The following is a 21,813-nucleotide window of genomic DNA, read 5'->3' as shown; positions in this document are numbered from 1 at the left end:
TCACCGCCAAACCTAAAAAGAGACACATAACTCTCAATACGATACAAATACCCGATCGCACAAAATGCCCTCGGACCGGACGCGGGGTGGAGCAGCCCGGTAGCTCGTCAGGCTCATAACCTGAAGGTCACAGGTTCAAATCCTGTCCCCGCAACCAAAACTAATTCGTTAACAATATCAATGCCTTGCAAATCCGCGCCAGCGGATTGCGCACTGTTTTGTTCCCCACGCCTCGCAACACGCGGGGCTTTTTGTGTTTGCGCCCCTGCGACTGTGGTCTCATGCACCGGCAGGCCACAGGCCAGGCGCAACAAGCTCGCCAGGGCGCCGTGAAGGTGAATGGCAAGCCCGGGTTTGCCGGTCTCGCTCTCCTCAGCCGTGACCGGCACCAATTCCAGCTTCTCGATCAGCGCCCGCAGCGCTTCTTTGGCGTCGTTCATGCGCTCGGCATCGGCGAGACCTCTGATCAACTGGCCGATCCGCTCCCGGTAGGTGCGTGCCATGCCGGGGTGGATCCGGATTGGATCGCGGGCAGGGGCGGCGGCAAGCTGCCGTTCGAGCGTCTTCTTGCGGGTATCCAACTCGATCATCCGGTCCTTGACCTGTTCCGCAGGCACGCCAGCGATGATGGCGTCGACCAGCTTCTTGTGATCGCGGATGACGCTGGCCAGATCCTTCTCCAGATCGGCCCGCCCCGCCTCGCGTGTGGCCTGCAGACGATTGCGCTCAGCAGCATATTCTTCGCAGAAGATCCGCACAGCCTCTTCGTCCATCAGATGGTGCTCCAGCGCGTGCAGCACCCGGGCTTCCAGATCGGCCTGCTTGATCACCGCCATGTTGGTGCAGACCGCCGGGCCTTTCTTGCGCGCGGCGGAACAGCCAAAGCCATCCTTGGAGACCTTTGAGAACCCTGAGCCGCAGCAGCCGCACTTCATCAGCCCGGAAAACAAAAACCGTGGCCGGCGCCGGTCCCAGATCGGCACATCGGTGTTCTTGGTCTTCATCGCGCCCTGGCGGGTCTTTACCGCATTCCAGAGATCGTCTTCGATGATCCGCAAATGCGGCACTGGCACGGAGGTGACCCGGTCTCCCGGGTTCATCCGCGAGTTCCGTTTGCCCGTATCCGGATCCTTGCTGAAATGCAGCCGGTTCCATACGAGGCGGCCTGCATAAAGTTCATTGTTCAGGATCCCCGTCCCGCGGTCGCGGTTGCCAAGGATCGTTGACGTGCCCCACCAACCGCCACGCGGCCCCGGGATCTTCTCGTTGTTCAGCGCCTCCGCGATCTTGCCCGCTGACAAGCCGTGCGCATAATCACTGAAAATCTGGCGCACAACTTCAGCCTCGGCGCGGTTGATCGCCCGGTCCCCGTGTTCGGCTTTGCCGTTCACTGCCGTGCCGGGCAAAACATCATAGCCGTAGGCGTTGCCGCCCGCGAGTTTACCCTCCTTCACGCGGCCCTTCTGTCCGCGATGCGTCTTGATGCCGATGTCACGCAGCAGGATCTGGTTCATCGTTCCCTTCATGCCGATCAGCATCTCGCTGACTTCGCCTTCGGTCAGGGTATGAATCTTGATGCTCTGATGCTCCATCCGCTCATGGAACTTTGCGATGTCGGCGAGTTTGCGCGATAAGCGGTCCATGGCTTCCGCCACGACAACGTCGAACTTGCCCAACTTCGCATCGCGTTGCAGTGCCTCGATTCCAGGGCGGAACATGCTGGCGCCGGACACCGCCCGGTCATGATAGGTGCCGACCACATGCCAGCCCTCGCGCGCCGCAAGGTCCCGACAGGAGTCGATCTGATCGTCGATCGAGGCATCGCGTTGTTTGTCTGTCGAAAAACGCGCGTAAATTGCAACGCGCAACGGGGGCTTGGTCATGGCGGGTCTCCCGGGTGGGGGCGATCAGTCGCGTGTTATCTGGGCCGTCGACTCATCAGCATGGTCGCTGCGCGCAGCCTCACGCGCAAGAGCGCGGATCATGTGCAGGAATAGTGCACGGTCTTCTGGCAAGGGATGAACCCCTGCGTGATTGGCGCTTGATCTGTCCTTGTTCGGCATTGGGCAGGCAGCGGGCACAGACATCACCGCGATGGAGGAGGCTGAACCCAGCCCCTCCGTCCCGCTTGCATGCCTTCTCCGGTCCCGTGCCATCGGCCGAGTGCTCCTGCCCTCCGGAAGCGCATTGGCTTCCGTGGATCACGTTGATCTGAATCTGTGCCGGGCTATTCCCGACGCTCTGATGATCAGTATAGGGCAAGGGTGCCTCGCTGTTGGGTTTGGCCGGACTGAAAGTGATGTTGAACGGCTGGAACATGTGGATAACCTCCAGGTTTGAAAAACTATATCGATTAAAAGGGGCTGATCTTGATGATTGATGGGCCTCCCTGTCGCCTCATGAAAAATGAAAAAGGCGAAAACGAAAGAAATCCGGATTCTTGCTGAAGACGAAAAATACGAAGACAAAGTGCAAATCAATCTGATGAAAATTCAAAGATGGAAAATGCAATCTCCTGCTTAAAAAGACAAAAACCCTTCCGCATTCTCTACCAAAGAAACAAAATACCAAAAAGCCTGCAACCTCCTGGGGAAAAATCAGGGACCCAAAATGCTGATCCGATGACTGGTGAAATGCCAAGGAGCGCGATGAGGGAAAAGACATTCTCAAAACGCAAAGAATGCCCTCTCCCAACAAAATGGATCCCCTGAATTCTACGTTCCGAAACGCCATCGGCCGATCCATCACCCTGGCGCTGGCGGTGGGTTATGCGCCCCATCTCGGGTCAGACGCATGTCCTCATGCGTCAGTGATTGCGCGTCGTTTGATGATGCCATGTGATCCGCAATCGCTTGCGGATCGCGTGTGGCATCACGAACACCAACGCAGGTCACATCGTCAGTCGCATCAGCAGACGCAACTTGAACGCCATCGCCACGCGCATCGCCAAGCAATGCGACCTGCTTGAGCCATCCCAACAACTCCGCGCCGCTGATCTCTCTGCGGTGCAGCAGGGCGCGGGACATCTCGCGCAAGAGATCCTCCTGTGCGGTCAGGATGGCGAGGGCTTTGGCTTCGGCCTCGGTGAGGTGTTGGCGCACCCGGGTGCGAAGGATGGGGTCACGCAGGGCGGCGGCGTCGAGGGTGTCATCCCACATAAGACCACTCTCGCCGAGGCCGAGCTTTGTCTCGATCGACAGGGCGAGGTTGGTCGCAAGTGCAAGGTCCGACGTGCTGTCGCCACCAGATCCAGCTGAGACTTCCGCCAGCAGCAGACGCTCGGCCGCGCGACCGGCGAGCAGATAGCTGAGTTCAGCCTGCAGGTCCGCCAGCATCCCTTCTTTGGGCGTGTGGAGCCGATGTGTCTCGCCGCCGAGGGTGGTGAGCAACACGCGCTTCACCGCGCCGCAGCGCAGGGCCGTCGACGCGATAGCATGGCCGCATTCATGCACTGCGACGCGCCAGTCGAGGGCGATCTTGCGCGGGTTGGTCTGAATCCCGAGATGATGACGGATCATGTGCAGTGTGAGGCTGGTGCTGCTATGCCGCGCCTCTGCGCGGGCGGCGCGCGTGGCTGCGTCAACTTCGGCGGCACTGCGGCCGACGGCGGCTGTGGCGAGGCTGTGCAGATCATCTGCGGGGATATCTGTCCCGAGATGGCGCTGCAGGATGCTCTGGATCATCGCAGCGTCGGGCAGCGGCACCTGCACTTTGATGTCAAAGCGCCCTGCGCGCAGCACCGCCGGGTCCATTGCCCCGGGATCGTTGCAGGCGCCCAAGACGATCACCCCCGCCTCACTCGAGATGACATCCATCTCGTGCAGGAATGCATTGATGACCTGACGGCGGTAGCTGCTGCCATGTGTGTCGTCCCCAGTGCGCGAACCAACAGCGTCGATCTCATCGATGAAGAGAAGGCACGGCGCCTTGCTGCGCGCCGATGCAAAACTGCGGCGCATCTCGCGCAGCATGTCACCGAGATGACCTGCGGATTGCCAGGCGGCAAAGCTCGCCTCTTCCATTCTGATCCCCGCAGCATTGCCCATCGCACGCGCCAGCCATGTCTTGCCGGTGCCGGGGGGGCCGTAGAGCAGCATCGAGCGTGACAGGTCGGACCATGCGACGCTGCCTTGGTGCCACAGCCGCAGGTCTGCCACCAGCTGACGCGCGGCGATCAGAGCAGGGGCATCACCCGCCATCTCGTCGAGATGTGGGATGGCCTCTCGCGGTTTGCGCGGGCCACAGGCGGCGGCGATGCGCGTCGCCACGCCAAGCGCTGTGGGCGCGCGCAGGGCAAGCCGCAGCGCTGTGGTGGGGAGTTCGGCTAGCAGATCATCGCCGGGCAGAGCTACGCGCACAGCGGGCTCATCGATCCGGCCGGTGGCGCTATGACTGTGGCAGAGATGCGTGATCATCACCTCGGTGTTCAGCGGCGGGAGCGCAAGAAAGGTGGCGACCCCTTGGCGGCGTAGGGTCTCTGGCAGATCGCTGGCCTCAGACATAAGCGCGAGGATCGGCACCACAGTGTCGATAGCGTCATCGATGTCGTCCAGATAACGCGTGAGTTTGTATTTGGTGACCACCTTGTCGGCGGTGTCCGGATGAAGCAGGAGCAGCTCGGTGGTATTGCTCAACTTGTCCGGTGTGTCGGAGATCTTCAGGTCGGCCGGTAGCAGGCCGTGCCGCAGCACTTGTTCGGCCACCTTGATCTCGGGGCCATCGAGGCCAGTGATGAAGGTGATCGCGCCATTTTGCAGCAAAGGGTGCAGCGCCTTTGCGTTGCCGAATAGTGATGCCAGCCGGATCGCCAGCGACAGCTCTACGGCGGGCAGATGGGCTGCGGGTTGGCTCTCGCCGGTGATCAGCGTGGCCTCCGCATCGGCCCCGGCCGCGCGCAGCTCGTCGGCGAGATCATGCGGCAGATGTGGAAATCCCTTTGCACGCATCCAGTCGTCGAAATCCGGGCGCTTTGGGGTGCCATCCGCGCCGACAGGATCGAAGTCATCGAGCCAATAATTGGCATCGGCGTCGGGCTCCGATGCGATCAGGCGTTTAACAACCAGATCAGCAAAAGGACGCCATGAGGGAACAACGGGGGTGTCTGATTTATGCATTGAGGCATCCTTTTATCGGTCAGGGCAACTTGTCTTGGGGATGGCGCGCAGGATGCGCGCCACCTGGTCTTTGGATGTGGTTGGCTTGGGGAAAGTTAAGGTGTTCTTTGCCTTGCCGGAGTTACCTCAGCCGTCCAGCGAGCCGCTTGCCACCGTGTCGAGCAGGGCCAGCACCTCTTGCGTCAGGGCTGCGTCATAAATCTCGGATCGCACGCGAATCTTGCCGCGATAAGCTAGCGGGTCGATGACCGCATGCGGATGGCGGGCGCGCAGTTTGGCGTGCAGGCGCTTCTCCACGCGGATCGCATGATGGCCCGTCGGCATCGGCACACGGCGCAGGATCTCGCAGGGCATGTCGCGGTCGATCTGCAGCTGATGCAACAGGCGCGAGTCCGGATCGCGGGAATAGCCCAGTTTGACCAGCTCCTGACCGATCGGCAGGGTGAAGCGCATCGCATAGAGGAAGCTCTGCGCCGCCATCCAGCCTTCTCCACAACCCGCGCAACCAAAGCGATTGCTTTGCATGTTGGCACGGGCGATGCGCTGTGTGGCCCCGCAACCGTCCGCATGGGCATAGAGCCGATAATTGGGATCACCTTGCGGATCGGGACCGATCAGTTCCCAGCCGCGCGCCTGCGCCTCGGATGCCTCAGTAGCGGCGTGGCATGTCTCGCAGCGCAGACCCGTGCTGCCTGCCGCCATGCGGCGGACGATCTCGTGCTGACGGCGCAAGCTATGGCCGCAGGGCGCGCGGTAATGGCTGTAATGCCTGCTGTCGGTATCACGCCCCAGATGCGCCAGCCCTGCTGCTGTCGCATCCTGGTTAAGGCGCGCGATCATGCAAGCCGGGCATTGCGGTTGCGCTGACATCAGGGTGTAGATGCGCGCCTCATAAACATGGCCGCAGACATCGCAGCGCAGTGCGAGATGATAGCGGTCGCGGATGCGCCCGGTGATTGCAAAGCCCTTGGCTTTGGCTGCCGCCTGCCATTGCGGTGCGATGGGTCCAGCATAGGGCGGGGCCGTCTCATCTGCATCGGTCACCATGTTTGGGATGATGTGTGCCTTGGTTTGCGTCAGGGGCATCTTGGGGGTGGAGAAGGGTGTCGTGGTCATGGGTCAGTCTCCCGTGTTTGGGTGATGGGGAAATCATCGGCCGGCGCAGGCGCAGGGGATGCCGGGCCACAAGGGCACAGCAGCTTCCAGCGCATCGCGCGGGCTTTGGGGACGGAATGTCAGGGGGTATGCGCGGACGGTGAGCCGGGGGAACCTGCCGTCAGACAGGTCGCCCGTTCACCGTCGGAGGATCGGGATTATGCGACGCTGCCGGGGACAACGTCGGCGGGCGTGTGTGGGAAGCTATCCGGGGCATAGGTATCAAGATCTGCGAGTTCATCCAGTCGCAGCACGGCTGTCTTCACCATCGCCGCAACCCGGCGGCCGACAGGCCCCGTCTCCACACAGCGAAACAGCGTTGGATGCGTTAGAAGGCCACACGCCCGCTGGAAATCACCCGCGTCCGCTGATCGGATCAGTGCATCCGCCAAGATCGCTAGGCGCAGCAATGGCACATCTGACGCGCGCACGACCTGAGCATCGCGGATCTGGCGCAGAAATGTTTTGACCACCTTCAGGCTTTCCTCAGCCTCACGCAGCCAGCCAGTGAAAGCGGCGTCCCAGACATCAACATCCTGAATGTCACGCTCCGCCTCGATGTGCAGGGCGATGGCGCCGAGGAAACGGGAGAAGAGCGATGCGATGAGGGTAGGCGTGTAGGTGCCCTTGCGCGGGTCTTCATTCGCCGCAAACGGCGTGGTAAGTGTTTCAGTAGCCATGAGTGATCTCCTAACGATCGTAAATGGTCAGAGCCGGAATTGTGCGTAGGACCGCAGTTCCGGCTTGCTATAAGAATACGTTGTGTTACTAAGAAGTCAAGTAGTCATTTGGAGATACTGTTGGCAAAAATGGGCAGACCTGAAGTCGACACTGAACCTGTGACGATTCGCATGCATCGCGACATGATCAAACAGATCGACGATTATCGTCGAACTCTAGAAGATTTGCCGTCACGGCCAGAGGTTATACGGCGGGCAATGGCCGAGTTCCTTGCTCGCCTGGCAGACGAAGAGGGATGATGATGTGAGGGCGAGCAGACCAACGAGCTGCGGACCCTGACTTGTATTTTGCATCCGCCTGCACCGGCGGACGCAAAAAAAGCCGTGCGAACCTGCGCTTTGTCGCGTGCAGGATGAGTTCGTTGAGCGTTCGACGAGGCGGAGATCAGTCGGTCTTGCCACGCTTTGGATGTGGCGCCAGAGAGGGCCTAGAATGATCGGAAGTTTCCGACCAAGGATGGCACCTTCGCTCCTAACAGCTCAAATTAGGCTGTGCTTGATATGGCTGTCGCCCTTCCGGCGGTCATGCTTTTGGTGGTGAACCACTTCTGCCCGTCCCACGAGCGTGCCGACTTCAACGATCAGCATGGGCTGATCTTTAAGAGGGAGCGCTGCTGTAAGCGCCGTCTGGCTTTCAAAGACGATCATTCGAGCATTGCCTTGGCCAGTTCCGCTCTGCTGACTGTGTAATGTCGAGCCGTTTGAAGCCTGTGATCCCATCAGCTTGCCGCCCTTGCGGAGGAAGGGTGCCTCCCGCGTCATCTGCCAAGATGTCGTTTGCAAAACGTGCAGCCGTCTCGTGCAAATGGTTTGTGCCGCCCGGCATGCTGCGCGCGCAGCGCTGCAGTGAGCTTCGCCTTCCGCGCCGATGTTTCGTTCGAGGTGCAAGTCTTACAGTGCCTTGAGTCTTATGGAGTGCCGGGCGGCGGAGGACATCGCGATGAACCTCTGCTCCGCTTCTCGCAGGTCGGGCTATCCAATCGCGTTTGATAGATAAACGGCGGCCAGCACGAGGCGGCCCCCCATGGTGCAGAGCGGATCGCAACACTCGGGGAGGACGAGCAAGGCCGGATGCGCACAATTTGCCTCATCTGAGATCTCGAATCATGTTTACTGAAATTTCAATTTGTGAAACTGTAATCTCATGCTTGATCCAGATGCCAACTCACCCCTTGGGCAACCGCCTGCCGCCGAGAGCAAGAACAGCTTCGCGCTTGCTCGGCTGCGACGCGCCTTCATCACCTGCGAGCTGCTTCCCGGCGCAAGTGCGGCCGAGGCGGAAATAGCCGAGCGTTTTCACCTCGGTCGGGCCTCGGTTCGGTCCGCACTTGCCCGGCTTGAAGTTGAGGGTTTCGTCCACGTGGCGCCGCGGTCAGGATGGCAGGTAGCCCCTATTACCGCCGCAACAGTCGGCGATGTGGCCGCCGCGTGGCGCCTGTTCGCCCACGGCAGTGACACCATGACTATGGAGCCGACAACCGCGCGCAAGCTGTCCCGCATCGCAGCGCAGGCTGATGCCCTGCTTGGCAGATCCGAGCCCGATGTCGTGGCGGTCGCCCGCGTGCTTTGGCGGACATTCATCACCGACCTGGCGGCGGCGCAGGGCGCCTTGGTCGCGGGCTGGATGGCGCAGTGCAATGATTTGACGCAACGCCTCATCTTCTGGTTCGAGCGCAGCAACGCGCGATGGGCCCCGCCACCCTTGACTCCCATCGCTGAGGCGTTGGTTGCCAACGATATGAAGGCCGCCGCGGCAGAGCTGGAGCGATCGGCGCAGAGCTTGCGGGACTGGCTGATTGAGTGCCTGATCCGGGCCGAGGATATCGTATTGACTCCCGGCATCGGCGCTGGCGCCCACCGTCTCTCGCAGCCCGCACATCCCCCGAATACGGCCACCGCGACCGGACCGGGGTCTGCCCGTAAAATCAAATCCGGTCAGGGCAGCCGGACTCCTTCACAACAGGGAAAGTCATGATGAAACGACAGCGCATAATTGCTGCACTTTTGATGTCTGCCAGCCTTTCATGGGCCTCTGCCGGTGCGGCGGCGGCCAAGGATTTGCTTACCATCGATCTGGTGAACGAGCCCACATCGCTTGATCCTCATGTCCAGTGGAACCCGGACAGCTATTTTGTCTACCGCAACATCTTCGACAACTTGCTGACCCGTGACGACAGCGGCGCGATCGTGCCCCAAATTGCGACGGAGTGGACCTATCTTTCCGATAATGAGATCGAATTTACCATCCGCGATGGAGTGACGTTTCACGACGGCACGCCGCTGACCGCCGAGGATGTGGCATTCTCGGTCAAACGCATCACCGATCCAGGCTTTTCCAGCCCGCAGCTCAGCCAGTTCAACTCGATCACCGACGCGCGGGTCTCGGCAGATAACAAGGTCGTTCTGGTCACGAATGGGGCTTATCCCGCAGTGATGGCGCAATTGGTAAAGCTGTCGATTGTGCCGCAGCATGTCGTTGAGGCGGTTGGCAATGATGCGTTCAACCTCGCGCCTGTTGGGTCGGGCCCCTATAAGTTCTCGGACTGGAGCCGGGGTGTCTCCGTCACATTGGCCGTGAACGAAGACTATTGGGGTGACAAGGGAGTTTTCAAGGAGGCTGTGTTCCGCGCGGTCCCGGATGCCGCGACACGGATGGCGAACCTTCAGGCCAAGGCTGCCGATCTTGTGGTGACAATCAATTCGGACATGGCCGCACAGCTGGATGGGCGTGACGATGTCAAAGTGCTTTCCGTGCTGACAGAACGGGTGGCCTATTTCGCACTCAACGCTCAAAAGCCACCAATGAACAATCCCGACCTGCGCCTTGCCGTCGCGCACGCGATGGACAAAGAGGGGATAACAGAGGGCATTCTTGGCGGTTACGACGAGCCGGTTGGCCAGTTTATGAGCCCTGCGCATTTTGGCTGGGTCGACGGACTGGAAAGCCCGGGCTACGATCCGGACAAGGCCCGGGAACTGGTGGCGGCTGCGGGCGAAGAGGCAAAGGTGCCTTTCCCGATCCTGACATCTCCGGTGTATGATCAGCGGGTTGTGCAGGCAATCCAGCAGATGCTGACAGATGCGGGTTTCAACGCCTCGATCGAAATGACGGACATGGCGACCTGGCTGAAGGACATGCAGGCTGGGCCAGAAGGCATTCCGGTGTCTGCGTTCAGCCGCTGGTCCTGTGCGTGTCAGGATGCCGATGGCATCCTGTTCCCGACGCTGCACAGCTCATCGGGTTGGGCAAGCGCGGGTGACACGGCTTTGGAGGCCGCGCTAGAGGCAGGCCGCAGCACGCTGGATGAAGAGGAGCGGCTTGCAGAATACACCAAAGCGCAAGCAATCCTGAATGAGCAGAACTATCTGATCCCGCTCTATCAGGCGGCAATCATCTACGGGGCTGCAGCCGGTCTTGAATGGACGCCTACGCCCAATGAGAGCCTGTTTCTGAATCGTATGGACTGGGCCGAATAACCTGATCTGTCGGCGGGGGCCGGGCGGGGCACGCCGTGCCCGGCCCCCCGTTCTGCAAGATCGCAGCCGCAACGGATTGCACCTATGACCCGCTATCTGCTTCGCAAGCTCGGAGAGGCGACGCTGGTGATGTTCGGCGTCCTGACGTTGATCTTTTTCATCCAGCGCCTGACCGGAGATCCCACCTTCCTGCTGCTGCCGGAAACGGCAACGCAGGCGGATATCGAGGCAATGCGCCATGCGCTTGGCTTCGACCGTCCTCTGATGGTGCAATACCTGTCATTTCTGGCCGATCTGGTTCGTTTCGATCTTGGGCGGTCGGTGATCCAGAACCTTCCGGTGACCGACATCATCGGATCTCGCCTGCCCTATACTTTGATGTTGGCGGGGGGCGCGCTGGCCGTGTCTTGCCTGATCGGCATCCCGTTGGGGGTGGTGATGGCCCTGAACCATGGCACGACTTTCGCCACGGTGCTCTCCAGTCTTGTGGTGGCAGCGCAAAGCCTGCCGACATTCTGGAGCGGGATCATATTGATCCTGATCTTCGCGGTGAGCCTCGGTTGGCTGCCGCCGTCATCGGCGGGGGGATTCAGCCATCTGGTCCTGCCCTCAATCGCGCTTGGACTGCTCAGCATGGCCACATTTGCCCGCGTGACTCGCACGGCGATCCTGGATGAATTGTCCAAGGAATATGTGCGGACGGCGCGCGCCCGTGGGGTTGGGATGGGGCGGCTGGTCACCCGGCATTTGGCGCGCAATGCCTCGATCCCTCTGATTACGGTTGCTGCGCTGGAAGTTTCAAATCTACTGGCGGGGGCCGTGGTCGTGGAAACCGTATTCGCTTGGCCAGGACTGGGGCAACTGACCATGCAGAGCATTGTGTCGCGTGATTTCATGGTCGTGCAGGGAGTGGTGCTACTTGGGGCCTTTGTCACCGTCGTTTTGAATGTGATGGCCGATATCCTTTACAGCATTGTTGACCCGCGCATCACCCTGTCGGCGAGGCCATCATGACTGCGGCCCTTGCTCCCCCGCAGGACGAAGCGCAGAGCGAGCTGCAAGCGCTGAAGCGCGCGGCGCGCGCCCGCCGGGTTCGGTTCCTGTCGCGCGCTTGGCCCCTGCTTGCCATCCTTTCGGCTCTGGTGCTGGCGGCCCTTTTCGCGCCGTGGATTGCGCCCAATGATCCCCTGCGCCAAAATCTTATGGGCCGTCTGCAAGCCCCGGGTTCCGAAGTGCGTGGTGTTCTCTACCTGCTGGGCAGCGACGAGCTGGGCCGGGATCTGCTGTCGCGCGTCATCCACGGCGCACGGGTGTCGCTGCTGGTGGCGATCAGTTCGGTTCTGCTATCGGGGGTGGTGGGCACCACCCTTGGCATGATCGCTGGCTATCTGCGCGGCTGGCCCGAGCGGATCATCATGCGGCTGACAGATGTGTTCCTGTCGATCCCCGCCATCCTGCTTGCGATCATCGCGGTGGCGGTGCTCGGGCCGGGGCTGGTGAATGTCGTTCTCGTCCTGGCGCTGACCCGCTGGCCGCGGTATGCACGGGTGGCCTATGCGCAGACGCTGGCGCTTTCGAACGCGCCCTACGTCCGGCTGTCACGATTTATGGGTGGCGGCACAGTCCACATCCTGCTGCGGCATATCCTGCCCAATATCATGGGTGCGCTGATCGTGGTGGCCACACTCGAATTTGGCTTGATGGTGCTGTTCGAGGCGTCGTTGTCCTTTCTGGGTCTTGGAGTGCAGCCTCCGACGCCAAGCTGGGGCGCCATGCTCGCCGCTGGCCGCGACTATGTCGCGACGGCGTGGTGGATCTCGGTTTTTCCGGGCTTCTGTCTGTTCCTGCTCGTGCTGGCGATGAACCTGCTTGGCGATCTCTTGCGCGATCATTTTGATCCGAGACTGAGGTAATATCATGAACAGCACACTTGTTGGCCAGAAGGCCGTTCTGACCGGGGCAGGCGGTGTCATCGGTCGCTGGCTCGCCCGCGGCCTGCGCGAGGCAGGGGCCGATCTTTGCCTGACCGACACCGGGCCGGAAGCGCTGGACGGCGTGCTCGCCGATCTGGGCGCGCTGGGCCTTGGCAGTGCTGGGTTCACCCGTCCCGCTGACCTGACTGATGCCGCGCAGGTGCGGGGCCTTGCCGATGAGGTTGCCGCGCGTTGGGGAGCGCCTGACATTGTGGTCAACAATGCCGGGATTTATCCAAGCGCCTTCCTGCTTGATACCTCTGACGCTGAGTGGGATCTGATGTTCGACATCAATCTGCGCGCGCCGTTCCTGCTGACGCGGGATCTTGCCCGGCTGATGGTCGCGGCGGGAAAGCGCGGCAGCATCGTCAATATTTCTTCCGGCGGGGCCAAACGCGCGCGCCGCACCGCCGTTGCCTATTGCACGTCGAAAGTGGCGCTGGACCGGCTGTCCGAAGGGTTTGCGCTGGAGCTTGCCGAATACGGGATCCGCGTGAACACGCTCTATCCCGGCTTTGCGGCAGGATCCGGGGTGACCAGCCTGACCGATGCGCATGTCGCCAGCGTTTCGACCGCAAACCCGATGGGCCGACCGACGGAGGCGCAAGATGTGATCGGCCCGCTGGTGTTTTTGTGTAGCGAAGAGGCGCGTTTCATCACCGGCGCAACGCTGGCGGTGGATGGCGGAGGCTCTGCCGGGGTGATGACGGTGTTTCAAGACAAGAAAAGGGCGCTCTGATGACAACAGCGTATGAATGGCCCGAAGGCAAACAGTCTGCCTTCGTGTTTTCGATGGATGTGGATGCAGATTCACCCTGGCTGTGGACCAACCGCAAGCTGCCTGATCCGCGCTATCTGTCGCATCTGGAGCAACGCCGCTTCGGCCTGCGCGAAGGCCTCTGGCGCATTCTTGATCTGCTGGATCGCTACGGCATCAAGGGCAGCTTCTATGTGCCGGGGTCGGTGGCCGATGCCAACCCGCAGTTGCTGGAAACGCTGATCGGCCGCGGGCATGAGGTGGGTCTGCACGGCTTCCATCATGAATTGGTCACCGACGTGTCGGACCAGCAGTTCACAGACGCGCTGGAGCGCTCGGTCGCGCTGTTCAAGGCTCAGACCGGGAAGATGCCGCGCGGCTTTCGGTCTCCCGCCTGGGAGATGACGGTGCATATGTTGGCCGAGGTGAAGCGCTTTGGCTTCTATGACAGCTCGCTTGCAGGCCATGATCATCCCTATCAGATCGGCGGTGTAACCGAGATCCCGGTGCAATGGCCGATCGATGATGCCATTTACTGGAAGTTTTTGGGTGGTGGCGCCGACCATTGGCCGCCTGTCGCTCCGGGTCAGGTGCAAGAGATCTGGCAGGAAGAGTGGCTTGGCCTGCACGATCTGGGCGGCATGATGATGCTCACCGTGCATGACTACATTTCCAGCCGTGCCCATCGGCTTCGCGTGCTCGAGCGGCTGTTGCAGACTGTGGCAGACAGCCGCGGTGTATGGAGCGCCACCAGCGCAGAGCTGGCCGACTGGCATGAGGCTTCTGCAAATGCCGGGCGCTATTGCTATGACGCAGCGCTTCCTCCCGGCATTCATGCGGTGACGTGACAGAATGCAAAACTGGACAATACAAAAGCCTTCAGTGCGCAGTTCGCGTGGAATCGTCTCGGCCCAGAACCGCCACGCAGCCGAGGCTGGGGCGGCAATTCTGGAGCAGGGCGGGAATGCGGTCGACGCAGCTGTCGTCACGACGCTGGTGCTGTCGGTGGTCGAGCCTTGGCTGTCGGGCATCGGCGGGGGCGGTTTCATGCTGCGCGCCGACGGGGTCACGGGTGAGGTCAACGCGCTGGATTTCGGGGTGATTGCCCCGCTTGACCTGAACCCGGACGATTATCCCATCGTCGGGGAGAATGACGGCGACTGGTTCAGCTGGCCCGAAGTGCAGGACAACCGCAATATCTCTGGGCCGCATTCGATCTGCACGCCGGGCACCATCGCCGGTCTTGCCGAAGCTCTGGAGCGGCATGGCACACTGAACTGGGCCGATGCCTTGGCTCCCGCCATCGAATGGGCCGAGCGTGGACTGGAGCTTGACTGGTTCGCCTGTTTCGCGATTGCCAATGAGGAAGCGGGCCTGTCGCGCTGCCCTGCGACGGCCAACCTGTTCCTGCCCGGCGGCCGTGTGCCGCGTGCGGGCGACAGTGCGGCTCCGCGCCATGCGCCGATGCCGCAGAAGGCCCGACTGTTGCGCCGATTGGCACAGGCCGGTGCGCGTGATTTCTACGAAGGCGAGATTGCTGCCAAGATCGCGTCGGATCTTTCCGGGTCCGGATCGGCGCTGTCCGCCAAGGATCTTGCGGAGTATCGACCCGACTGGGTGGAAAGCCTCGCACAGCCCCATGCAGGCTGGGACATCCGCGCCATGCCCGGCCTGTCCGGCGGGCCGGGGTTTCTGGACGCGCTCAACCGTCTGCAGGCCCTGCGCCCGGCAGGCCGGGCGGCGCCCAGCGGTGCCTCGGCCGCCGCCTTCGCCAGCGCCATCCGCGACGCTTATCGCGAGCGGCTCGGCCGCGCGGGCCATGCGGGCCATCCCGATGCCGATTGCACCAGCCATGTCAGCGTGGTCGACGCGTCGGGCACCATGGTATCGCTGACCAATACGCTGCTGTCGCGCTTCGGCTCGCGCGTGGTCGGAGAAAATACGGGTTTCCTGTTCAACAACGGGGTGATGTGGTTCGATCCCCGCCCCGGTCAGCCCAACAGCATCGCGCCGGGGGTCAAGCCGCTTGCGAATATGTGCCCGCTGATCCTCTTGCGCGACGGGCGTCCGGCATTGGCCATCGGTGCTGCGGGCGGGCGGCAAATTTTTCCCGCCTTGCTGCAACTGGTCAGCTTCGTGACCGACTACGGGATGACCCTGGAAGAGGCCTTCCATTACCCCCGTATCGATGCCTCGTCTCCGACAATCTTGGTAGACAGCCGCGACGGGATGGATGTGGCATCAACCATCGCACGCGACTGGCCTGTGCGGATCATCGACAACACGCTTTATCCAGTGAACTTCGCTATCCCGTCAGCCGTGATGTGCACGGCCCCGGGCGAGTTCAGCGGACAGGCCCACCCCTATCAACCGTGGGCCTATGCGGCCGCCGCGAGGGAGGATGCCGGATGACCGACATGCCATTACTTGCCGTCCGCGACCTGAGCGTCTCGATCAATGGCGCAAAAATCGTTGATGGTCTCGACCTGACGGTTGAACGAAGCGAGATTCATGCGCTGGTCGGCGAAAGCGGCTGCGGAAAGTCGATGACGGCGCTGTCCATCCTTGGCCTGCAACCCGCTGCCGCAAAGATTGGCGGCAGCGTGGCCCTGCAGGGCACCGACGTGGCGAGCCTGTCACGCCGAGCGGCGGGCAAATTGCGACGCAAAACAATGTCGGTGATCTTTCAGGAACCCGTCGCCGCGCTGAACCCTTTGATGAAGGTCGGCGATCAGGTGGCTGAGGCACTTATCATGTCCACTGGCTCTGATCGGGGTCGCGCGCGCAGCGCGGCACTGGAGGTCATGGCCCATGTTGGCATCTCTGATCCGGACCAGCGCTACGACCAGTATCCGTTCGAGCTGTCGGGCGGAATGTGTCAGCGCATCTCTATTGCTGCAGCGCTGATTTCGCGACCGCAACTATTGATTGCGGATGAGCCGACCACTGCGCTGGACGTGACCATTCAGGCTGCCATCCTGGACCTGATGAAGGCGCTTCGCCGGGAAACCGGAATGGGTATGGTGCTGATCACTCATGACATGGGGGTGGTGGCGGACATGGCCGACCGGGTGTCGGTGATGTATGCCGGCCGTATTGTGGAGACCGGCCCTTTGCATGAGGTGTTTGCAAGGCCGACGCATCCCTATACCAGCCTGCTGCTGTCGACGATCCCCCGCCTTGTCGGGCCCCGCAAGACCGAGCTGCGAACGATTGCGGGCACTGTTCCCGATATTGGCCGCTGGCCGGATGGCTGCCGCTTTCGCACCCGCTGCCCGCTTGCAGACGCGGCCTGTGGCGCGCTGCCCCCGCTCGTGGCCCATGACGCGAGCGTGGCGCATCTCGCGGCCTGCTGGCACACAGATCGGCTGGAGGCCCTCGCATGAACGACGCACTCCTCTCTGTCACGGATCTACGGGTGCATTACCCGGTGACCGACCGCGCCGGAAACCGCCGGCTGCTGAAGGCCGTTGACGGGGTTTCCTTTGATATCGGGCGTGGCCGGACTCTGGCGCTTGTGGGCGAGTCCGGTTGCGGAAAGTCCACTATGGGCTATGGCATTCTTGGCCTTGCCCCGATCACTTCGGGCAAGGTCGTCTACGATGGACAAGATCTTGGCACCCTTTCCACGGCGGCGCGGCGCGCCCTGCTGGCGCGAGAGATGCAAATCGTCTTTCAAGATCCGGCAGCGGCTCTGAACCCGAAGATGACCATTGCCGAAAGCATTTGCGAGCCGATGCGAATCCGCGGAGTCGACGCGGCCGAGCAAGACCGCCGATTGCGCCGGGTGATGGATCTGGTGGGGCTTTCGACCGTTCAGGCTCCGCGCCTGCCAAGCCAGGTCTCTGGCGGGCAGCGCCAAAGGGTGGTGATCGCGCGGGCCCTATCGCTTGACCCCAAGCTGATCGTCTGTGACGAGCCGGTGTCGGCGCTGGATGTCTCGATCCGGTCGCAGGTGCTGAACATCCTGATGGAGCTTCAGGCTGAATTGGGGTTGAGCTATCTGTTTATCAGCCATGACCTGTCTGTGGTCCGCCACATCGCCGATGAGGTGATCGTGATGTATCTTGGTCGTGTCATGGAACAGGGGCCAACGGATCCGGTGTTTGACACCCCCACCCACCCCTATACAGAGGCGCTGCTGTCGGCAATTCCGTTGCCGGATCCCGTCGCACAGCGCGCGCGCAAGAGAATAGTTCTGCAAGGTGAAATCCCAAGCCCGCTGGCGGCACCCGAGGGCTGCCCTTTTGTCACCCGCTGCCCGATCTCAACGGCACGCTGTGTTACCGAACGCCCCGCCTTCACCTCCTCCAGCCGGGGGACTGCCTTCGCCTGCCACGAAAGAGCACCTTCATGAGCCAGATCCCGTTAAACCTCACCCAAAGCTATGCGGATGCGTTGACGGCCCTGCGCCGTGATCTGCATCGGCAGCCGGAACTGGGCTTTACTGAGGTAAAGACGGCGGCCCGCATCGCGGCGGAACTGCGCGCGCTGGGCTGCGAGGTGACAGAAGGAATCGGCAAGACCGGGGTGGTCGGCGTGCTGACAGAGGGCGATGGCCCCCGGATCGGCCTGCGCGCCGATATGGATGCCCTGCCGATCGAAGAGCAAAGCACCCTGCAATGGCGCTCTGAAGTGCCGGGGATCTTTCATGGCTGCGGCCATGACGGCCACATGGCCATGTTGGTGGGGGCGGCACGCGCCCTGGCCGAGAGCCGCGCCTTCCGGGGCACCGCCGTCTTCATCTTCCAGCCGGCCGAGGAAGGCCTTGGCGGTTCGCGCGCGATGCTAGCCGACGGCCTGTTCGACCGGTTTCCCTGCGACGAGATCTATGCGTTGCACAATGCGCCCCACCATCCGCAAGGCACAGTCGCGGTCTCGCCCGGCCCGGCCATGGCTGGCGCGGATTTCTTCGACGTCACCCTGCGTGGCCGCGGGGGGCATGGCGCGCTGCCGCAGACCACCCGCGACCCGGTGGTGGCACTTGGGGCACTGGTGCAGGCGGTGCAGGGCATTGTCGGGCGCAATGTCGATCCGCTGCGCTCTGGCGTGGTATCGATCACCCGGGTGCGCGGCGGCGATGCCTATAACGTCATCCCGTCAGAGGTGACGCTGGGAGGCACGATCCGCGCACTGGACGATGACACGCGCGCATTGATGCGCGCCCGGCTGCGCAAAATCTGCGACGGCATTGCACTGGCACATGAGGTCGAGGCCGACGTGGACATTCGCGACATCTTCAGTGTGCTGGACAACCATGCCGAACAGGCCCGGGCGGTTATCGCTTGCGCGACCGACCTGCTCGGGGCGCAAGCGGTCGATGCGAAATGCCCGCCGTTCATGGCCAGCGAGGATTTTGCCGACATGCTGCATCAGGTGCCGGGCGCGTATTTCTGGCTTGGCATTGCGGATGGTCCGGGCTTGCACCATCCGGCCTATGTTTTTGACGACAGCGTGCTGCCGCTTGGCGCAGCGCTGCTGGCCAGGCTGGTCGAGGCGCGCAGCAGTTGCTTGGTGACTTGAGACTTCGGTGACTTCTAAACTTTTCCGAGCAGCTGGGTTGTGTTGAGGCCCTGCCAAAGAATGTGACGCTTTGTGTTTCGCAAGACAACAAACTGCCAGCCGCCCGCCAACTATTAAAATGCAGGAAAAGGCATCTAGGGTTACCTGTCGATGACAGGGATACTCCACCCAGACAGCACTGTGCATGATTGGGGCTGCGCTGTCTGAAATTTGCTGCGGTCACTCTCAACTCTCTTGTTTTGGCTCTGGGCCTTTTGTCTGATCGGACAGGGATGTCATCCATCGACCGTCCACAGTTTGCTCCTCCTGCATTGCTGTGCCAGCGTGTTTGCCATCCCACCAAACAAGTCTGGCTGATGGTAGCAGGTTTGCCAGATGGTTCATCACATCGTGCCGTTCTGTATGGGATGTGCTACCGACCGTGGTGTCCCGTCCTTGCGTCAGGGATTTCAGATGGATGGCTTCCGCTGGATCTATCGGCGCACTGACCGCAATAATCAGCACTGGCTGATCTCGCAGGCGGACTGCACTCGTAAACGCTGTCATGCTATCCAATACAATCAGGCATCTATTTGCATCCCTTTGACCGATCAAGATCAACCCACCCGGTGCGCCGTATTGGACCGGCTGGTTCCTTTGCGCTCTCTCTCCGAGGTCAATTCGCGTGAAGCCGGCGATGCCGCCATCTTGCCTTCTGTGCGGCAAAAGAAGGCCGCCCACGCCATCGACCCGGATGTCATCGGCATGGCCTGCAATCGCGTTGCGCAGAGCGGATGGCAGTCCAGAATCCTGCGTGCGCAGCGGTGCAGTGAACCAGGTTTGACGCGCTGATGTCAGGTCAGACTGCCCCGAAACTATTCCGCCTTGAACCTCACGGATCGCAGCACGTCGCAGGATATCGCGATAGCGCCTGCGTGCCGCCTCTTGGGGGTCTGCCTGCGCAATCGCGTCCAATGGAAGTGTGGCACGGCTATGGATCCCTTGCGTCGCGGATCGCAACTGTTGCCGTGCCGTCTTATGCTGCTCATTCATGACGTGGCGCAGGGCTTGCGCCATCGGGCTTTTGCTGCCCCGCAGGATGTGGCGCACCTCCGCTGTCTCCGCCGCCTGTGCCTCATGTAGCTGCCTCCGCGCCTGCCGGGCTGCGCGGTGAGCATGCTGTTGCGCCTCGCGCTTGTCCCGGATGGGTTTTAATAGTGTAGCGGTTAGGGTGAGCAGTGCCGATTGCGCCTCGCCATGCTCTGGTGTGCTCGGGTCCGACAAGGCTGCCGCTGATCTGTTCTCCACAGGATCAGTCTCATAGGCCCCGATCCTGTTTTGCATTGCCCAGAGCCCGCAGGCCGTGCCGAGTTGGCTGGCTGCCATCCCCCATGCCGAGGCGCGATGCACAATCCTTGCGCCACCGCGATGCAATACATAGCGCAAATCATATCGGCGCAAGGCGTCATGCGATTCTTGCCAATGTGAGGCGGATGTAAGCCGCTGCCTAAGCCAGATCTGCACTTTGGGCGAAAGGATATCCAGAAGGACAGGCAGGCCGCTGCGCCGCTCGAGCGCCCGGGCAGCGTATGGTGTCTGTCGCAGCCCCAGCAAGCGGTCCTGCGCCTTGGCCCGCCAGTGCGCCTGTGGCTTGGGCACAAGGGTCAGGCCCGTATCACCCTGATCGACATCAAATCTCCCGCGATCCACCGACCAGCCCATCCGCGTCTCTACCCGGCGGCACGCGAGCTCCAGTCGGCGGTAGTCCTGCCACAGCGGCAGAGCCTTGCCTGTGACGGGATGCACTCTGTTTAGGACGATATGCACATGTGAATTGGGACGGTCGCGGTGGACGGCGATCACCATCTGATGCGAAGCTGCGCCGAAGTCGATCATCACAAGCCGTGCGGCAGTGATCATCGCGTTTTCGCTCGGGCAGTCAGTCTCCGGCCACGACAGAATGATATGTGCCGCAGGATTCTGCACGGCAGTATTCAACCCGCGCGCCATCTGCATTTGCGCCCGCGCGTCTTGCCATCCGCCACAGAGGTTGACGCTACGGACAACAACCGCTTTGCGGCTGACATAGGCGATCCGTGCACCAAACGGGCAGCCGCGCGTTCCAGTTCGTCTGGCGTTAGGGCACACCTTCGCGATCATCGCCGATCACCTTTCTCTGCACGTCATGAAGCTCCTGCGACACGCGAAGGATCGCTTGAACGATCTTTTCGGGCGGCACCTTTGGGGCCAGATGCGCGATATCTTGCATGCGGCCCGCCAGCTGGCCCAAGGCGCCGCTCAGCACCCGGTCGGACGCACTGGGTCCACCGCAGCCTTTGTGCAAAAGATTGCGCGCCCATGTGGCGAGGCCAGGCGCGCCGCACTTCTGCGCGGCGCGAATGAACAGCAGATGCTCTTCATCCGTGACCCGGATCTGGATCAGCGCCTGACGCTGGCGCTGATCCGACCGCCGTGCTCCATCCCCTGCCTTTGCCATGCCGCGCCCGTTATCCCGGAAGCCTTGACGCTTGTGGCGCGGGAGCAGGCGCATGTCTTGCCCCTTGCGTCTTTGCTGGCGTTGCAGACCCGTATCCAGGGCTGGGTGCCTGGTTCATCGCAGCAGGTGCGGGCTGAGATGCCGAGGTCTTTGGTTGAGGGCTAGAGGCCTTTGCCTTTTTTTTCGCAGCGCCAAGCGTTTGCGCCGTTGGCCCCTTGTCGCGGACATAATGTGCCAAAGTGCTGCCGCTGATTTTCACGCCGGCAGTGACCATCTTCTCGGCGATATCGCTGAAATTGTAGCCCTTCTGCAATGCGCCGAGGATCGCGGTGCGGTTCATTTCGACAACATCGCGTGCAGTCAGAGATGCCTTCGGCTTAGGTGCCAGCGCGTCAAGCATTGGGGTAATCGCTTTGGCAATCGGCATGGTGATCGAGGTCTTCAGCTTTGGGCTTCCTTGGGGGAACATGAGTTTCTCCTTTTTTCATGTCGTCCCCTTGGAATAGGATCCCCTTGAGAAAAAACTACGTGACCCTCTTTGGTTATCCACATGTTTGCCCCGCGCCAGCCAGAAAGATTGTAGCCGCGCGGCTGTGAC

At 61.6% G+C, this 21,813-nt stretch carries 18 protein-coding genes and 1 tRNA gene; 11 read left to right on the top strand and 8 right to left on the bottom strand.

Going from position 1 to position 21,813, the window contains the following annotated elements:
• The first annotated feature begins 80 nt into the window (after window positions 1-80).
• Window positions 81-157, top strand: a tRNA-Met gene (locus tag D1012_RS21330).
• On the opposite strand, the gene D1012_RS21325 is transcribed toward D1012_RS21330, so the two are convergent.
• The 5 genes from D1012_RS21325 to D1012_RS21295 form a co-directional block, all read right to left on the bottom strand.
• Complete coding sequence (locus tag D1012_RS21325) at window positions 114-1,883, bottom strand: recombinase family protein (protein WP_118156154.1); 1,770 nt, start codon at window positions 1,881-1,883, stop codon at window positions 114-116. The genes D1012_RS21330 and D1012_RS21325 overlap by 44 nt on opposite strands.
• A gap of 861 nt (window positions 1,884-2,744) precedes the next feature.
• Window positions 2,745-5,114 (bottom strand): AAA family ATPase, encoded by a 2,370-nt coding sequence (locus tag D1012_RS21315; RefSeq protein ID WP_118156151.1) that lies wholly within the window; start codon window positions 5,112-5,114, stop codon window positions 2,745-2,747.
• A gap of 126 nt (window positions 5,115-5,240) precedes the next feature.
• The gene (locus D1012_RS21310; RefSeq protein WP_233517229.1) at window positions 5,241-6,230 is read right to left on the bottom strand and encodes a GIY-YIG nuclease family protein; all 990 of its coding nucleotides are present in this window, start codon (window positions 6,228-6,230) and stop codon (window positions 5,241-5,243) included.
• 197 nt (window positions 6,231-6,427) lie between these two features.
• Window positions 6,428-6,949 (bottom strand): hypothetical protein, encoded by a 522-nt coding sequence (locus tag D1012_RS21305; protein ID WP_118156150.1) that lies wholly within the window; start codon window positions 6,947-6,949, stop codon window positions 6,428-6,430.
• 540 nt (window positions 6,950-7,489) lie between these two features.
• A complete protein-coding gene (locus D1012_RS21295) occupies window positions 7,490-7,897 on the bottom strand; it encodes a hypothetical protein (RefSeq protein ID WP_147335768.1) in 408 nt (135 codons plus the stop codon).
• A 256-nt stretch (window positions 7,898-8,153) separates the two neighbouring features.
• Between D1012_RS21295 and D1012_RS21290 the strand changes: the two genes are divergently transcribed.
• The 10 genes from D1012_RS21290 to D1012_RS21245 all read left to right on the top strand — a co-directional run bounded on the left by D1012_RS21290 (window position 8,154) and on the right by D1012_RS21245 (window position 18,739).
• A complete protein-coding gene (locus D1012_RS21290; RefSeq protein WP_118156147.1) occupies window positions 8,154-8,984 on the top strand; it encodes a GntR family transcriptional regulator in 831 nt (276 codons plus the stop codon).
• Complete coding sequence (locus D1012_RS21285; protein ID WP_199489600.1) at window positions 8,984-10,486, top strand: ABC transporter substrate-binding protein; 1,503 nt, start codon at window positions 8,984-8,986, stop codon at window positions 10,484-10,486. The genes D1012_RS21290 and D1012_RS21285 overlap by 1 nt, the downstream gene beginning before the upstream one ends.
• An 84-nt stretch (window positions 10,487-10,570) precedes the next feature.
• Entirely contained in the window at window positions 10,571-11,500 is a 930-nt protein-coding gene (locus D1012_RS21280; RefSeq protein WP_118156145.1) for an ABC transporter permease, read from the top strand.
• A complete protein-coding gene (locus tag D1012_RS21275) occupies window positions 11,497-12,399 on the top strand; it encodes an ABC transporter permease (RefSeq protein WP_118156144.1) in 903 nt (300 codons plus the stop codon). Before D1012_RS21280 ends, D1012_RS21275 begins: the two co-directional genes overlap by 4 nt.
• 4 nt (window positions 12,400-12,403) lie before the next feature.
• A complete protein-coding gene (locus D1012_RS21270; RefSeq protein ID WP_118156143.1) occupies window positions 12,404-13,198 on the top strand; it encodes an SDR family NAD(P)-dependent oxidoreductase in 795 nt (264 codons plus the stop codon).
• Window positions 13,198-14,064 (top strand): polysaccharide deacetylase family protein, encoded by an 867-nt coding sequence (locus D1012_RS21265; protein ID WP_118156142.1) that lies wholly within the window; start codon window positions 13,198-13,200, stop codon window positions 14,062-14,064. Before D1012_RS21270 ends, D1012_RS21265 begins: the two co-directional genes overlap by 1 nt.
• 34 nt (window positions 14,065-14,098) lie before the next feature.
• Window positions 14,099-15,628: a gamma-glutamyltransferase gene (locus D1012_RS21260; protein ID WP_199489599.1), complete on the top strand. Its 1,530-nt coding sequence runs from the start codon at window positions 14,099-14,101 to the stop codon at window positions 15,626-15,628.
• Window positions 15,625-16,602 carry an ABC transporter ATP-binding protein gene (locus D1012_RS21255; protein WP_118156140.1) on the top strand — a complete coding sequence of 326 codons (978 nt, stop codon included), beginning with the start codon at window positions 15,625-15,627 and terminating at the stop codon, window positions 16,600-16,602. The genes D1012_RS21260 and D1012_RS21255 overlap by 4 nt, the downstream gene beginning before the upstream one ends.
• Complete coding sequence (locus tag D1012_RS21250; protein ID WP_118156139.1) at window positions 16,599-17,573, top strand: ABC transporter ATP-binding protein; 975 nt, start codon at window positions 16,599-16,601, stop codon at window positions 17,571-17,573. Before D1012_RS21255 ends, D1012_RS21250 begins: the two co-directional genes overlap by 4 nt.
• Entirely contained in the window at window positions 17,570-18,739 is a 1,170-nt protein-coding gene (locus D1012_RS21245) for a M20 aminoacylase family protein (RefSeq protein ID WP_118156138.1), read from the top strand. The genes D1012_RS21250 and D1012_RS21245 overlap by 4 nt, the downstream gene beginning before the upstream one ends.
• A gap of 225 nt (window positions 18,740-18,964) precedes the next feature.
• On the opposite strand, the gene D1012_RS21240 is transcribed toward D1012_RS21245, so the two are convergent.
• Genes D1012_RS21240 through D1012_RS21230 form a run of 3 tightly spaced genes read right to left on the bottom strand, consistent with a single transcriptional unit; the run spans window position 18,965 to window position 21,684 of the window.
• Window positions 18,965-20,878, bottom strand: a complete 1,914-nt coding sequence (locus D1012_RS21240; RefSeq protein ID WP_118156137.1) for a relaxase/mobilization nuclease domain-containing protein — start codon at window positions 20,876-20,878, stop codon at window positions 18,965-18,967.
• Window positions 20,856-21,215, bottom strand: a complete 360-nt coding sequence (locus D1012_RS21235; RefSeq protein ID WP_118156136.1) for a hypothetical protein — start codon at window positions 21,213-21,215, stop codon at window positions 20,856-20,858. The genes D1012_RS21240 and D1012_RS21235 overlap by 23 nt, the downstream gene beginning before the upstream one ends.
• Window positions 21,216-21,225: 10 nt before the next feature.
• Window positions 21,226-21,684, bottom strand: a complete 459-nt coding sequence (locus D1012_RS21230; RefSeq protein WP_118156135.1) for a hypothetical protein — start codon at window positions 21,682-21,684, stop codon at window positions 21,226-21,228.
• Window positions 21,685-21,813 lie beyond the last annotated feature (129 nt).

This window comes from Pseudotabrizicola alkalilacus, assembly GCF_003443995.1.
GTDB lineage: Bacteria > Pseudomonadota > Alphaproteobacteria > Rhodobacterales > Rhodobacteraceae > Pseudotabrizicola > Pseudotabrizicola alkalilacus.
The sequence above is the reverse complement of the archived record's forward strand: the minus strand, read 5'-3'. Positions and strand labels throughout refer to the sequence as shown.